Genomic DNA, 14,124 nt, shown 5'->3' with positions numbered 1-14,124 from the left:
GCCCGGCGCGGGCCGACGAATAGACTCGCCCCCATGACCAACACCCCTGGCGCCCTGCTCGGCCCTGCGGAGATCCGCGAGCTGGCGGGGCGCCTCGGTGTGCGCCCCACCAAGACGCTCGGGCAGAACTTCGTCCACGACGGCGGCACGGTGCGCAAGATCGTCCGCGCCGCCGGCCTGCGGCCGGGGGAGCGGGTCGTCGAGATCGGGCCCGGCCTGGGGTCGCTGACCCTGGGCCTGCTCGAGGCCGGCGCGTCGGTCGTCGCGGTCGAGATCGACCGGGTGCTGGCGGGCCAGATCACCGAGACCGTGCGCAGGCACGCCCCCGAGGCGGACTTCGAGGTGGTGCCCGCGGACGCCCTCGACGTCACGGAGCTGCCCGGCGAGCCGCCCACGGCCCTCGTCGCGAACCTCCCGTACAACGTCGCCGTGCCGGTGCTGCTCACCTTCCTGCAGCGGTTCCCGAGCCTGGAGCGCGTGCTCGTCATGGTGCAGGCCGAGGTGGCCGACCGGCTCGCCGCCGGGCCCGGGTCGCGCACCTACGGCGTGCCGTCCGTGAAGGCCGCCTGGTACGCCGACACGCGCCGGTCGCTCAACGTCAGCCGGCACGTGTTCTGGCCCGAGCCCAACGTGGACTCCGCGCTCGTGTGGCTGGAGCGGCGCGACCCGCCCGCCACGACCGCGACGCGCGAGCAGGTGTTCGCCGTCGTCGACGCCGCCTTCGCGCAGCGGCGCAAGACGCTGCGTGCCGCGCTGTCGGGCACGTTCGGTTCCGGGGCCGCGGCCGAGGAGGCCCTGCGCGCCGCCGGCGTCGACCCCGGGCTGCGGGGCGAGCGGCTCGACGTCGCCGACTTCGCGCGCATCGCCGAGCAGCTTCCCGTCGCTGCTGGGACGGTAGAGGCGTGACCCACCTCGCCGCCGCGCCCTCGCCGTCGGTCCGCGTCCGCGCGCCCGGGAAGGTGAACCTGTCGCTGCGCGTCGGGCCGGTGCAGGAGGACGGCTACCACCCGCTGGCCACCATCTTCCAGGCCGTGGCCCTCTACGAGGAGGTGACCGCCACCCAGGTGCCCGAGGGCGCCGGCGTGACGATCACCGTGGAGGGCCCGCAGGCGGACCAGGTCCCGGTGGACGCGTCGAACCTCGCGTGGCGGGCGGCCGAGGCGCTGGCCCGGCAGGTGGGGACGGCGCCCGACGTCGCGCTGCACCTCGCCAAGGGCGTCCCGGTGGCCGGCGGCATGGCGGGCGGCTCGGCCGACGCCGCCGCGACGCTCGTCGCCTGCGACGCCCTGTGGCAGACGGGGCTGAGCCGCGACGACCTGACCGAGCTCGCCGCGGACCTCGGGTCCGACGTCCCGTTCTCCCTGCTGGGGCACACCGCCGTCGGCACGGGGCGCGGCCACCTCCTGACGCCCGCGATGACCCGCGGCGAGTTCCACTGGGTGTTCGCCACGCAGGCGGAGGGCCTGTCGACGCCCGCCGTGTACGGCCGGTTCGACGAGCTGGCGTCCGGGGCCGGCCGGACGCCGGACGACCCTGCGATCGAGGCGGACACCGGCCTGATGCAGGCGCTGCGCGCCGGCGACGCGCACGCCCTCGGCGCCGCCCTGCACAACGACCTCGAGCCCGCCGCGCTGTCGCTGCGCCCCGAGCTGGAGCGCACCCTCGCCGTCGCGCGCGAGGCCGGGGCGCTCGGCGCGTTCGTGTCCGGCTCCGGGCCGACCGTCGCCGCGCTGGCCCGGTCGCGCCAGCACGCGCTCGCCGTCGCCGCGTCGTGGACCGCCGAGAACGCCGCCGACGCCGTGTGGTGCACGTCCGGCCCCGCGCACGGCGCCCGCCTGCTGCCCTGACCCCGCTGCCGAGCGGCGTCCGTCAGAGGTGCTTGCCCAGCCAGGAGAGCGTCGGGGCGAAGCGGTAGCCCTGGCCGCCCTCGTGGCGGTTGTAGGGGTAGACGTCGATCGCCTTCTCGGGGGCCGTGTCGCCCAGCGCGCCCCACTGGTTGTACGCGGCGTAGACGGTGGACGGCGGGCAGACGTCGTCGCGCAGCGCCGTGGAGAACAGGCCGGCCGCCCGGGCGCGGCGGGCGAACGAGACGCCGTCCAGGTAGGAGAACGTGCGCCAGACGGCGTCCTCGTGCTCGCGGTGCACGGACAGGTACTGGGTGATCTCGGCGTAGGGGAACGCGTCGGAGATCTGCACGGCCCGGCGGTAGTGGCACAGGAACGGCACGTTCGGGACGGCGGCGGCGAGGTCCGGCACGAGGCCGGCGACGGCGATCGCGATGCCGCCGCCCTGGCTGGTGCCCATGACGGCGACGCGTCCGGGGTCGACGCCCTCGACGCGGCGCACCGCGTCGACGGCCCGCACGCCGTCGGTGAAGACGCGGCGGTAGTAGTGGTCGCGCGGGTCGAGCACGCCGCGGGTCATGAAGCCGGGGGAGGCGGGGCCGCTGCCCACCGGGTCGGGGGTGTCGCCGCCGTGGCCCCAGCCGGAGCCCTGGCCGCGGGTGTCCATGACGAGGTGCGCGTACCCCGCCGCGGCGAGGGCGAGGTGGTCGTGCGCCAGCCCGCGGCCGCCGCCGTACCCCACGAACTCGACGACGGTCGGCAGCGGGCCGTCGGCGCGGGCTGGCCGCGTCAGCCACGCCTTGACGGGCTGGCCGCCGAACCCGGGGAAGGTCACGTCGTCGACGACGAGCTCCGTGAGCCCGGTGTCCGCGCGCTCGAGCACGGGGGCGTCGTCGTGCGCGCGGCTCTCGACGAGGGTGCGGGACCAGAACTCGTCGAAGTCGGCGGGCTCGTCGATCGGGGGGACGTACGCCTCGAGCTCGGGCACGGGCAGGTCGAACTGCGCCATCGGGTTCCTCCGGGACTTCCTGCGGCACTGCGGTGTCGGGCTGCACTGTAGCGGGCCGGGGGGTGGCCACGGAGAACGTTTGCCCGCGCCGGACGTCTACGCTTCAACCACATCGGACGGACGAGGTGAGGACACGGTGCGTCGCGGGACGAACCTGCCCCGGGTGGGCGACTTCAACCAGATGGTGGTGCTCGACCAGGTGCGGCGGGCGCCGGACGGGTCGAGCCGCAGCGAGCTCGCTGCGGGGACGGGGCTGTCCCTGCAGGCGGTGTCGAACATCGTGGCGCGGCTCATCGCGCACGGGTACGTCGTCGAGGGGGAGCGGCGGTCCGCGGGACGCGGCAAGCCGCGCACGATGCTCTACCTCGACCCGCGGGGCGCGTACGCGCTGGGCACCCACATCGACCCGGTGGTCGTGACGTCGGTGCTCGTCGACCTCGACGGCCGCACCGTGGAGAAGGTCGTGGAGCCGACGCCGGCGGGGCCGGAGGCCGTGGCGGCGTCGGTCGCGGAGGCGACGGACGCGATGCTCCGGCGCGCGGGCGTGGACCCCGCGGCGGTGCTCGGCCTGGGCGTCGCCGCCCCCGGCCCGGTGGACCTGGACGCCGGCACGGTGCTCCGGCCGCCACTGCTGGACGGCTGGGGCGAGGTGCCGGTGCGCGACCTGCTGGCCGCCGCGACGGGCTTCGACGTCGTGCTCGGCAAGGACGTCTCGGCGGCGATGGTGGCGGAGCTGTGGCGCGGCAACCGGATGCTGCGCGGCACGTCCCTGTTCTTCTACTCGGGCTTCGGCGTGGCCGTCGCGGTGGCGCACGACGGCGAGCTGCTCTCGGGCACGTCGCGCAACGCCGGCGAGGTGGGCCACCTCGTGGTCGACAGCGACGGGCCGCTCTGCGACTGCGGCAACCGGGGGTGCATCGGCGTCTCCGCGGCGCCCGCGACGCTCGTCGCCGAGGCCGTCGCGGGCGGCGTGCTGCCGCCGGACACTCCCGCGTCGTCGCCCTGGGAGCTCGACGCCGCCCTCACCACGCTGTGCCGGCTCGCGGGCGACGGCGACGCGCTGGCGACGCGGATCCTCGAGGTGTCCGCGCGGCGCGTGGCCCGCGGGATCACCGTGGTGGCCGACCTCGTGGACGCGGGCGTGGTGGTGTTCGGCGGCCCGGCGTGGGCCCGCCTGGCCCCGCACTACCTGCCGGAGGTGCGGCGCGAGCTGACCCTGCAGTCGACGCTGCGCGAGGTGCACCCCGTCGAGGTGCTGGGCTCCGCGGTCGGCGACCACGTGGGCGCCGTCGGAGCGGCCAGCCTGGTGCTGGACGGCCTCTTCACACCCCGCCCCTCGGGTCTCGTCGAGGCGTCGCCGCCCGGCGCCGCGGTCCGCTCCTAGCCGCGACCCGACCCGACCCCGCCGACACGCGCGACGACACGCCCGCCGGGCACCGGGATGCCCTTGACAGCATTAACTCAATTCGCTTGAGTTAATCGCGTCAGCCGGCCCGGCGTCGTCGGGCCACTCATGTGGGCAAAGGAGCACCATGCGACTGGCACGACCCCTCGCCGCGGGCACCGCGGTCACGGCACTGGTCCTCGCCCTCGGAGCCTGCGGCTCGGGGGCCGACGGCGGCGACGGCGACGCGACGATCAAGATCGCGTACCAGAAGTTCGGCAACTTCACGCAGGCCGACGAGCTGTTCAAGGACGTCAAGGCGGAGTACGAGAAGGCGAACCCCGACGTCACCATCGAGCTGGTGCCGATCGAGGCCAGCCAGAACGACTACTTCACCAAGCTCGCGCTGATGAACCGGGCGCCGGCCACCGCGCCCGACCTCATGTACGAGGACACGTTCATGATCAAGTCGGACGTCGAGGCGGGCTACCTGCTGCCGATGGACGACTACCTCGCCGACTGGGACGACTGGGGCCAGTTCGTGGACCAGGCCAAGCAGGCCGGCCTCGGCGACGACGGCAAGACGTACGGCGTCCCGATGGGCACCGACACCCGCGGCCTGTGGTTCAACAAGGACGTGCTCGCCAAGGCCGGGCTGCCCGACGACTGGGCGCCCAAGAGCTGGGACGAGCTCCTCGAGGCCGCGCGCGCCATCAAGAAGGCCGAGCCGGACGTCATCCCCCTCAACGTCTACTCGGGCAAGCCGATGGGCGAGGGCTCCACGATGCAGGGCTTCGAGATGCTGCTGTACGGCACGGGCGGGACGCTCTACGACACCGACTCCAAGAAGTGGGTCGTCGGGTCGCAGGAGTTCGTCGACTCGCTCGACTTCATCAAGACGATCTACACCGAGGGCCTGGCCCCGACGCCGCAGCAGGCGCTCGACCCGAACGTCGGCAACACCGTCTCCGCGGAGTGGCTGCCGAAGGGCAAGCTCGGCATCTCCCTCGACGGCTCGTGGATGCCCGGCACCTGGCTCGAGGAGGGCACGGCGCCCTGGCCCGAGTGGACCGACGTCATGGGCACCGCCGCGATGCCGACCCAGGAGGGGCAGGCGCCCGGCGCGGTCAGCATGTCGGGCGGCTGGACGATGGCGATCGGCGCCGGGTCCAAGAACCCCGACGTCGCGTTCGACGTCCTCACGCACTCCCTCGACAAGGAGAACTCGCTGCGGTTCGCGATCGACAACAGCCAGATCGCGGTGCGCACCGACGTCGCCGAGGAGCCCTCCTACTCCGAGGCCAACCCGACGGTGCCGTTCTTCTCCGACCTCGTCGGCGTGACGAACTTCCGGCCCGCCACCTCCGACTACGCGCAGGTCTCCAACGCGATCCAGGTCGCGATGGAGTCGGTGATGACCGGCCAGCAGTCGCCCGAGGAGGCGGCCGCCGTCTACGACAAGGCCGTCGTCGCCCAGGTCGGCGAAGAGAACACGACGAACGGCTGACGACGTGACCGCACTCGCCCCCGCGCCCGCCGCGGCGCCGGGAGCGGGGCCGCGGGCGGTGCGGCGCACCCCGGTGCGCCGCACCGCCGGCCGCCTCGTCCCGCTGCTCCCCGCCGTCGTCCTGCTCGCCCTGTTCATGCTCGGGCCGGTCGTCTGGTCGTTCTACGGCTCGTTCACGAACGCGGCGCTCACCGGCCCGAACGCCGCGAACCCCGAGTGGGTGGGGCTCGGCAACTACGTCCAGCTGCTCGGCGACCCGGACTTCCCGAAGGCGCTGTGGCTCACGGTGCTCTTCGTCATCGCGTCCGCCGTGGTCGGGCAGAACCTCGCCGGGCTCGGGCTCGCGATGCTCATGCGGTCCGCGCTCAAGCCCGTGCGGGCGGTCGTCTCGACGCTGGTCGTGACGGCGTGGGTGCTGCCCGAGATCGTCGCCGCCTTCGCGGCCTATGCCTTCTTCCACGCCGACGGCACCCTGAACTCGCTGCTGGCGGGCGTCGGGATCACCGGGCCGGACTGGCTGTTCGACTACCCGATGCTGGCCGTCATCCTCGCCAACGTCTGGCGCGGCACCGCGTTCTCGATGATGGTCTACTCGGCCGCCATCGCGGAGGTGCCGCCCGAGATCACGGAGGCGGCGACGGTCGACGGCGCGAACGCCGTGCAGCGGCTCGTGTGGGTCACGCTGCCCACGATCCGCCGCAGCATCTCGACCAACCTCATGCTCACGACGTTGCAGACGCTGTCCGTGTTCACCCTCATCTACGTGATGACGGGCGGCGGCCCCGGCACCGACAGCTCGACGCTGCCGATCCTCGCCTACCAGGAGGCGTTCAAGTTCGCCCAGGTCGGCTACGGCACGGCGATCGCCACCGTGATGCTGGTGATCGGCGCCGTCTTCTCCGTCGTGTACATCCGCAGCCTGAAGCCGGAGGTCGACTGATGGCCCGGACCGCCCCCGCGCCCGCACCGGACGCCGCCCTCGCGGCCGCGCCGCCGGCCCGACGCAAGGCCGCGCCGTCCGTCGCCGCGCCCGGTCCGCGCGCCGCCCGCGCGCTGTCGAACGCCGTGCTCGTCGTCGTCGGGCTCTGCTTCCTGCTGCCCCTCGGCTGGATCGTGCTGGCGTCGCTCGACGCGAGCGCCACGCTCGCCGTCGGGCTGCCGGAGACGTTCACCCTCGAGAACTTCACCGCCGTGATGACCCCCGAGCAGACCTGGCGGCCGTTGTGGAACGCGTTCCTCCTGTCCGCCGGGACCGGCCTCATCACCGTGGTCGCGTCCGTGCTGGCGGCGTACCCGCTGTCGCGCTACCGGATGCGGTTCAACAAGCCGTTCATGTACGCCGTCCTGTTCGGCACGTGCCTCCCCATCACGGCGATGATGGTGCCGGTCTACTCGCTGTTCGTGCGGCTCAACCTGCTCGACTCGCTGCCGGGCACCACGTTCTTCATGGCCGCGACGTCCCTGCCGATGGCGATCTGGATGACGAAGAACTTCATGGACTCCGTGCCGATCTCCCTCGAGGAGGCGGCGTGGACCGACGGCGCGTCGGCCATGACCACGCTGCGGACCATCGTGCTGCCGCTCATGCGCCCGGGCATCGCCGTCGTGTTCATCTTCGTGTTCATCCAGGCGTGGGGGAACTTCTTCGTCCCCTTCGTGCTGCTGCTGACCCCCGAGAAGCAGCCGGCCGCCGTGAGCATCTTCGCGTTCTTCGGCCAGTACGGGTCCGTGGCCTACGGCCAGCTCGCGGCCTACTCGATGCTCTACTCCATCCCCGCGGTCGCGCTCTACGTGCTCGTCTCGCGGCTCTCCGGCTCGTCGTTCGCGCTCGCCGGAGCGGTCAAGGGCTGACTCCGCCCTCCCTGTCCCACCCGCCCCACCCGTCACCAGGAGCCTGATCCATGCACGACACCACCACCCGCACCACCATGCGCCTCCAGCGCTTCGTGAAGGACTGGCTGGAGCCCGCCGTCCTGCGCGAGACCCGGCCGCTCGACGTCGAGGCGTGGACCGTCGGCGGGGAGCCGGTGCCCTTCGCCGAGGCGGTCGCGGCGACCTACGCGCCGTTCGCGATCGGCGCGCCGTGGGGGCGCCCGTGGGACACCACCTGGTTCCACGTGACCGGCGACGTCCCCGCCGCGTGGACCGGGGACGCCGCGCCCGCGGGCACGCGCGTGGAGCTCGTCGTCGACCTCGGCTTCACCGGCGCCGGCCCCGGCTTCCAGGCCGAGGGCACCGCGTGGACGCCGGACGGCCGCATCATCAAGGCCGTCGAGCCCCGCAACCGGCACGTGCCGCTCGCGGCCGGGCAGGCGCTGGACGGCGGCGGGCGGGTCGACGTCTTCGTCGAGGCCGCCGCCAACCCCGACGTGCCGGGCGGCGCGTGGACGCGACCCACCCCGATGGGCGCCTGGGAGACCTCCGGCCCCGACCCGATCTACGCCCTGCGCACCATGCACGTGGCCCTCGTGGACACCACGGCCTGGGAGCTGCTGCAGGACGTGCGCGCCCTGCACGGTCTCGTGCGCGTGCTGCCCGCCACCACCCCGCGCGCCGCCGAGGTGCTGCGCGCCCTCGAGGACATGCTCGACGCCGTCGACCCGGACGACGTGCCGGGCACCGCCGCCGCCGGCCGGGCGGCGCTCGCCGCCGCGCTGGCCAGCCCCGCCGCCGCGTCCGCGCACCGCGTGCACGCCGTCGGGCACGCGCACATCGACTCCGCCTGGCTGTGGCCGACGCGAGAGACGGTGCGCAAGTGCGCCCGCACGTTCTCCAACGTGCTCGCCCTCATGGACGAGGACCCGGACGTGAAGTTCGCCTGCTCCTCGGCGCAGCAGTACTCCTGGGTCCAGGAGCACTACCCGGAGCTGTTCGAGCGGATCCGCGAGCGCGTGCGCGAGGGCCGGTTCGTCCCCGTGGGCGGCATGTGGGTCGAGTCGGACACGAACATGCCGGGCGGCGAGGCGCTGGCCCGCCAGCTCGTGGCCGGCAAGCGGTACTTCATCGACGAGCTGGGCGTGGAGCCGAAGGAGGTGTGGCTGCCGGACTCCTTCGGGTACACGGCCGCCCTGCCGCAGCTCGCGCGCCTGGCGGGCAGCGACAACTTCCTCACGCAGAAGATCTCGTGGAACGACACGAACACGATGCCGCACCACACCTTCTGGTGGGAGGGCATCGACGGGTCGCGGGTGTTCACCCACTTCCCGCCCGTGGACACGTACAACTCGGAGCTGACGGCCGAGGAGCTGGCCCGCGCCGAGCGGCAGTACGCCGAGAAGGGTCGCGCCAACACGTCCCTCGTGCCGTTCGGCTTCGGCGACGGCGGCGGCGGCCCCACCCGCGAGATGGTGGCCGCGGCCCGCCGCACCCACGACCTGGAGGGCTCGCCGCGCGTCGAGCTGTCCGACTCGCAGGCGTTCTTCGACGCCGCGCGCGCCGAGTACGCCGCCCCGCCCACGTGGACGGGCGAGATGTACCTCGAGTACCACCGCGGCACGTACACGTCGCAGGCCCGGACCAAGCGCGGCAACCGCCGCAGCGAGCACCTGCTGCGCGAGGCCGAGCTCTGGGCCTCGACGGCGGCCGTCCGCGCCGGCGCCGAGTACCCGGCCGAGCGCCTGCAGCGGCTGTGGCGCACCGTGCTGCTGCAGCAGTTCCACGACATCCTGCCCGGGTCGTCCATCGCCTGGGTGCACCGCGAGGCCGAGCGCAACTACGCCGAGGTGGCGCGGGAGCTCGAGGAGATCATCGACGACGCGCTGCAGGTCCTCGTGGGCGCGGGCGACCGACCGGTCGCCGTCAACGCCGGGCCGTTCGCGCGCGGCGGGGTCGCCGGGCTCGGGGCCACCGCCCTCGACGCACCGCGCGGGGCGGGCACCGTGGCGCCGGTGCCCGGCCCCGTGGCCGACGGCGACGGCTGGGTGCTGGAGAACGACCTCGTGCGCGTCGCCGTCGACGGCCGCGGGCACGTCGTGTCCGCCGTCGACCGCCGGACCGGGCGGGAGGCGATCCTGCCCGGGGGTCGCGGCAACCTGCTCCAGCTGCACCGCGACGTCCCGAACGAGTGGGAGGCGTGGGACATCGACGAGCACTACCGCCGCGCCACCACCGACCTGGTCGACGTGGCGAAGATCGAGGTCGTCACGACCGACGCCGGGCCCGCGCTGCGGGTGCTGCGCGAGTTCGGGTCGTCGCGCGTGGAGCAGGACCTCGCGCTCGCGGCGGACGGGCGTGCCCTGCGCATCACGACGCGCGTCGACTGGCACGAGCGGCAGAAGCTGCTCAAGCTCGCGTTCCCGCTCGACGTGCGCGCCGAGCGCGCGACGTCGGAGATCCAGTTCGGGCACGTGCACCGGCCGACGCACGTCAACACGTCGTGGGACCACGCGCGGTTCGAGACGGTCGCGCACCGGTGGGTGCACGTGGAGGAGCCCGGCTTCGGCGTCGCCGTCGCGAACGACTCGACCTACGGGCACGACATCACCCGCACCCGCACCGACGACGCGACCGACGCCCAGGGCGCCCGGGGCACCACGGTGCGGCTCTCGCTGCTGCGCGCGCCGATGTTCCCGGACCCCGACGCCGACCAGGGCGAGCACGAGCTGCGCTGCGAGCTCGTCGTCGGCGCCGGCATCGAGGACGCCGTCCGCCACGGCTACGCGCTCAACCTGCCCGAGCGCGTCGTCACCGGTGACCACGGCGTCGAGCCCCTCGTCGCGGTGGACGACGACGCCGTCGTCGTGGAGGCCGTCAAGCTCGCGGAGGACGGCAGCGGCGACGTCGTCGTGCGGCTGTACGAGAGCCGCGGCGGGCGGGCCCGGGCGCGCGTCACGCCGGCGTTCGAGCACACCGGCGTGGTCGTGACCGACCTGCTGGAGCGCCCGCTGGACGCCGCGCACCGCGACGGCGACGACGTGCTGCTCGAGCTGACCCCGTTCCAGGTGGTCACGCTGCGCGTGCGCCGCTGACCCTCCGGCGGGGACGTGGGCGCGAGCCCGGCGCTGTCCGGAAGGCGGACGGCGCCGGGCTCGCGCCCACATCGTCTGGGCACCACCCGAGCACCACCCGAGCACCACCGAGCGAAGGAGAAACGATGAGGTTCACCAGAGCAGTCGGTACGGTCGCCGCGCTGGCGTGCGTGATGGGGGCGGCGGCGGTCGCGCCCGCGTCCGCCGACGACGCGGGACGGGACGGGCCCGGCGTCCCGCCGCGCACGCAGGAGGCGCGGGCGGTGGCCAGCTACGAGGCGATGCAGGAGCACCTGTACGCCGACGACGGGTCGTCGCTCTACCTGGAGCACCACCCGAGCAAGGCGGACGACCGGACCTACTCGTTCGAGTGGCCGTTCTCGCAGGCGCACATCGCCACCCTCGACCTCGCGGGCATCTCGGGCCGCACCGGCCGCGCGTTCGCCGACGACCTCGCCGACCGCGGCGTCGGGCAGGAGCGGTTCTGGAACGCGGGCGGCGGCACGACGGGCCTGCCCGGCTACGACTCCTACCCCCGCGCCCCGTACGGCGACGGCGGCGACATGTTCTACGACGACAACGAGTGGGTGGCGCTCGCGAAGGTGCAGCAGTACCTCGACACCGGGGACAGGGCGGCCCTGCGCCGGGCGAAGGAGATCTTCGCGCTCGTCGAGTCCGGCTGGGACACCGACCCGAGCCACCCCGCGCCCGGCGGGGTCTTCTGGACCCAGGCGACGTGGAGCACCGACCGCAACACCGTCTCGACCATGCCCGGCGCGCAGCTCGCCACGCGGCTGTACCTGATCACGGGGGAGCGGCACTACCTGCGCTGGGCCGAGCGGATGACGGACTGGACCGACCGCTACCTGCTGGCCCCCGACGGGCTGTACTGGGACAACATCAAGCTCGACGGGTCCATCGACCGGACGCACTGGTCGTACAACCAGGGCGTGCCGGTCGGCACGTACGCCCTGCTGTACGAGGCGACGGGCAAGAAGGAGTACCTGCGCAGGGCCGAGGCGGTCGCGCGGGCGTCGTACCGGTACTACGTCACCGAGGGGCGGCTCGACGGGCAGCCCATGTTCTTCAACTCCATCTGGTTCAAGAACCTCCTGCTGCTGGAGTCGGTGACGGGCGGGCACACCTACCGGGACGCCATGGCCGACTACGCGGACGCGCGGTGGAGCGACGTGCGCGACCCCGAGACCGGGCTGTTCCCCACCGACGGCGGGACGACCGAGCTGCTCGGCCAGGCCGCCATGGTGCAGATCTACGCCACGCTCGCGTGGCCGCGCGGCAAGGCGTCGATCCTGTACTGACGCTCCCGCCTTCGAGAACGGGATCTGTCGCGTCCTCCGGCCGGATGACGCGACAGATCCCGTCCTCGAAGGCGACTACCCTCGTGAGGTGGCACATCTCCTCGGCGCGGACGGCATCGCGCTGACCATCGGTACCCGCACCCTCCTGCGTGACGTCTCCCTCGGCCTCGACGACGGCGACCGCATCGGCGTCGTCGGCCCCAACGGGGCGGGCAAGTCCACCCTGCTGCGCCTGCTGGCCGGCACCCAGGCGCCCGACGCCGGCCGCGTCACCCGCGTGGGCGGCTCCCGGCTCGGCATGCTCGTGCAGCGCGACGTGGACGACGACGCGGCCACGATCCGCGACCTCGTCCACGGCGACGACGCCACGCACGAGTGGGCGTCCGACGCCCGCATCCGCAACGTGCACGCCGGCCTGCTGGCCGACCTCGACCTCGACCAGCCGGCGGCCACCCTCTCCGGCGGGCAGCGCCGCCGCGTCGCGCTCGCCGCGCTGCTCGTCGAGGACCCCGACGTCCTGCTCCTCGACGAACCCACCAACCACCTCGACGTCGAGGGCGTCGCCTGGCTGGCCGAGCACCTGTCGGACCGCTACGGCCGGCCCGGCGCCACCGGCGCGCTCGTCGTGGTCACGCACGACCGCTGGTTCCTCGACGCCGTCTGCTCCCGCACCTGGGAGGTGCGCGGCGACGGCACCGGCGGCGTCGACGGGTACGACGGCGGGTACGCCGCCTACATCCTGGCCCGCGCCGAGCGCGCCCGGCAGGCCGCCACCGCCGCCGAGAAGCGCAACAACCTGCTCCGCAAGGAGCTCGCCTGGCTCAAGCGCGGCGCCCCCGCCCGCACCTCCAAGCCCAAGTTCCGTCTCGACGCCGCGGCCGCCCTCATCGACGACGAGCCGCCGCCCCGCGACACCCTCGAGCTCACGCAGATGGCCACGCGTCGCCTCGGCAAGGACGTGCTCGACCTCGAGGACGTCACCGTCACTGTGCCCGTCCGCGACGACTCCGGCCGCCGGCGCGTGCTGCTCGACGACGTCACCTGGCGGCTCGGCCCCGGCGACCGGTACGGCGTCGTCGGCGTCAACGGCTCCGGCAAGACCACGTTGCTGTCGCTGCTGGCCGGCCGCCGCGAGCCCGACTCCGGCCGGGTGCGGCGCGGCAAGACCGTGCACGTCGCCGAGCTCACCCAGGACGTCGGAGAGCTCGACGACGTCGCGCACCTCACCGCCGTGCAGGTCGTCGACCGCGAGAAGCGCACCGTCGTCGTCGACGGCAAGGAGCTCACCGCCGGCCAGCTCACCGAGCGGCTCGGCTTCACCCGCGAGCGCGCCCACACCATCGTGCGCGACCTCTCCGGCGGCGAGCGGCGCCGGCTCCAGCTGCTGCGCCTGCTCGTCTCCGAGCCCAACGTGCTGCTCCTCGACGAGCCCACGAACGACCTCGACACCGACACCCTCGCCGCCGTCGAGGATCTGCTCGACGGGTGGCCCGGCACGCTCATCGTCGTGTCCCACGACCGGTACCTGCTGGAGCGTGTGTGCGACCGCCAGTGGGCGCTGCTCGGCGACGGCGCGCTGCGGGACCTGCCTGGTGGGGTGGAGCAGTACCTGGCGCTGCGGCGTGCTGGTGGTGGTGCTGGTGGTGGTCGGGGGGCGTCGACGGCGGATGTCTCGTCGCGAGGCGTCCATCCGAGCCCTCGTTCCTCGGGCTCTCCCGCCAGGCCCGTCCAGCCTCGCGACGAGACGTCCCCCGACGCCGCCAGCGGCAGCGTGACCTCCGCCGAGGGTGCGGCGGGGAACGCTCCGTCGGCGGCGGACGTGCGGGCGGCGCGGAAGGAGATCGCGCGCGTCGAGCGGCGGCTGGGGCGGATCGCCGACGAGGAGAAGGTGCTGCACGAGCAGATGGCCGCCGACCCGACCGACTACGCCGCCGTGGCCGCGCTGGACGAGAAGCTGCGCGCGCTGGGCGCCGAGAAGGACGAGCTCGAGCTGGCGTGGCTCGAGGCCGCGGAGGTCGCGGGCTGACCGACAGCCCGCCGGCACCCGCCGGGGGGCGCGGGGTGGAGAGCGGGGCGCCCGTCGTCCACGATGGC

The 14,124-nt window shown here is 73.9% G+C and carries 10 protein-coding genes; 9 read left to right on the top strand and 1 reads right to left on the bottom strand.

Features of this window, described 5'->3' with window-relative positions:
* The first annotated feature begins 33 nt into the window (after positions 1–33).
* Together rsmA and ACFU9A_RS17190 are read left to right on the top strand one after the other, a co-directional pair.
* On the top strand, positions 34–906 hold the full coding sequence (gene rsmA / locus ACFU9A_RS17195; protein WP_430576518.1) for a 16S rRNA (adenine(1518)-N(6)/adenine(1519)-N(6))-dimethyltransferase RsmA: 873 nt from the start codon (positions 34–36) through the stop codon (positions 904–906).
* A complete protein-coding gene (locus tag ACFU9A_RS17190; protein ID WP_430576517.1) occupies positions 903–1,847 on the top strand; it encodes a 4-(cytidine 5'-diphospho)-2-C-methyl-D-erythritol kinase in 945 nt (314 codons plus the stop codon). Before rsmA ends, ACFU9A_RS17190 begins: the two co-directional genes overlap by 4 nt.
* A gap of 22 nt (positions 1,848–1,869) precedes the next feature.
* Here ACFU9A_RS17190 and ACFU9A_RS17185 read toward each other — a convergent pair whose 3' ends face one another.
* The gene (locus ACFU9A_RS17185; protein ID WP_430576516.1) at positions 1,870–2,853 is read right to left on the bottom strand and encodes an acetylxylan esterase; all 984 of its coding nucleotides are present in this window, start codon (positions 2,851–2,853) and stop codon (positions 1,870–1,872) included.
* 136 nt (positions 2,854–2,989) lie between these two features.
* Here ACFU9A_RS17185 and ACFU9A_RS17180 point away from each other — a divergent pair, with 136 nt between their 5' ends.
* From ACFU9A_RS17180 to ACFU9A_RS17150, 7 genes are all read left to right on the top strand, one after another.
* Positions 2,990–4,237, top strand: a complete 1,248-nt coding sequence (locus ACFU9A_RS17180; RefSeq protein ID WP_430576515.1) for an ROK family transcriptional regulator — start codon at positions 2,990–2,992, stop codon at positions 4,235–4,237.
* Between the two features lie 148 nt (positions 4,238–4,385).
* A complete protein-coding gene (locus ACFU9A_RS17175) occupies positions 4,386–5,744 on the top strand; it encodes an ABC transporter substrate-binding protein (RefSeq protein ID WP_430576514.1) in 1,359 nt (452 codons plus the stop codon).
* Between the two features lie 4 nt (positions 5,745–5,748).
* Positions 5,749–6,684, top strand: coding sequence for a carbohydrate ABC transporter permease (locus tag ACFU9A_RS17170; protein WP_430576513.1), 936 nt, complete (start codon positions 5,749–5,751; stop codon positions 6,682–6,684).
* Positions 6,684–7,595, top strand: a complete 912-nt coding sequence (locus tag ACFU9A_RS17165) for a carbohydrate ABC transporter permease (protein ID WP_430576512.1) — start codon at positions 6,684–6,686, stop codon at positions 7,593–7,595. Before ACFU9A_RS17170 ends, ACFU9A_RS17165 begins: the two co-directional genes overlap by 1 nt.
* Positions 7,596–7,645: 50 nt before the next feature.
* Positions 7,646–10,711, top strand: coding sequence for an alpha-mannosidase (locus tag ACFU9A_RS17160; protein ID WP_430576511.1), 3,066 nt, complete (start codon positions 7,646–7,648; stop codon positions 10,709–10,711).
* 125 nt (positions 10,712–10,836) lie between these two features.
* The gene (locus ACFU9A_RS17155; protein ID WP_430576510.1) at positions 10,837–12,030 is read left to right on the top strand and encodes a glycoside hydrolase family 76 protein; all 1,194 of its coding nucleotides are present in this window, start codon (positions 10,837–10,839) and stop codon (positions 12,028–12,030) included.
* 88 nt (positions 12,031–12,118) lie between these two features.
* Positions 12,119–14,056, top strand: a complete 1,938-nt coding sequence (locus tag ACFU9A_RS17150; RefSeq protein ID WP_430576509.1) for an ABC-F family ATP-binding cassette domain-containing protein — start codon at positions 12,119–12,121, stop codon at positions 14,054–14,056.
* The last annotated feature ends 68 nt before the right edge of the window (positions 14,057–14,124 follow it).

It is taken from the genome of Isoptericola sp. NPDC057653, assembly GCF_042799955.1.
Taxonomy (GTDB): Bacteria; Actinomycetota; Actinomycetes; order Actinomycetales; family Cellulomonadaceae; genus Isoptericola.
The sequence above is the reverse complement of the archived record's forward strand: the minus strand, read 5'-3'. Positions and strand labels throughout refer to the sequence as shown.

Bases quoted from the DNA above. Each gene is read 5' to 3' on its own strand.
- rsmA (WP_430576518.1), top strand. From the start codon at position 34: ATGACCAACACCCCTGGCGCCCTGCTCGGCCCTGCGGAGATCCGCGAG.
- ACFU9A_RS17185 (WP_430576516.1), bottom strand. From the start codon at position 2,853: ATGGCGCAGTTCGACCTGCCCGTGCCCGAGCTCGAGGCGTACGTCCCC.
- ACFU9A_RS17175 (WP_430576514.1), top strand. From the start codon at position 4,386: ATGCGACTGGCACGACCCCTCGCCGCGGGCACCGCGGTCACGGCACTG.
- ACFU9A_RS17165 (WP_430576512.1), top strand. From the start codon at position 6,684: ATGGCCCGGACCGCCCCCGCGCCCGCACCGGACGCCGCCCTCGCGGCC.
- ACFU9A_RS17160 (WP_430576511.1), top strand. From the start codon at position 7,646: ATGCACGACACCACCACCCGCACCACCATGCGCCTCCAGCGCTTCGTG.
- ACFU9A_RS17155 (WP_430576510.1), top strand. From the start codon at position 10,837: ATGAGGTTCACCAGAGCAGTCGGTACGGTCGCCGCGCTGGCGTGCGTG.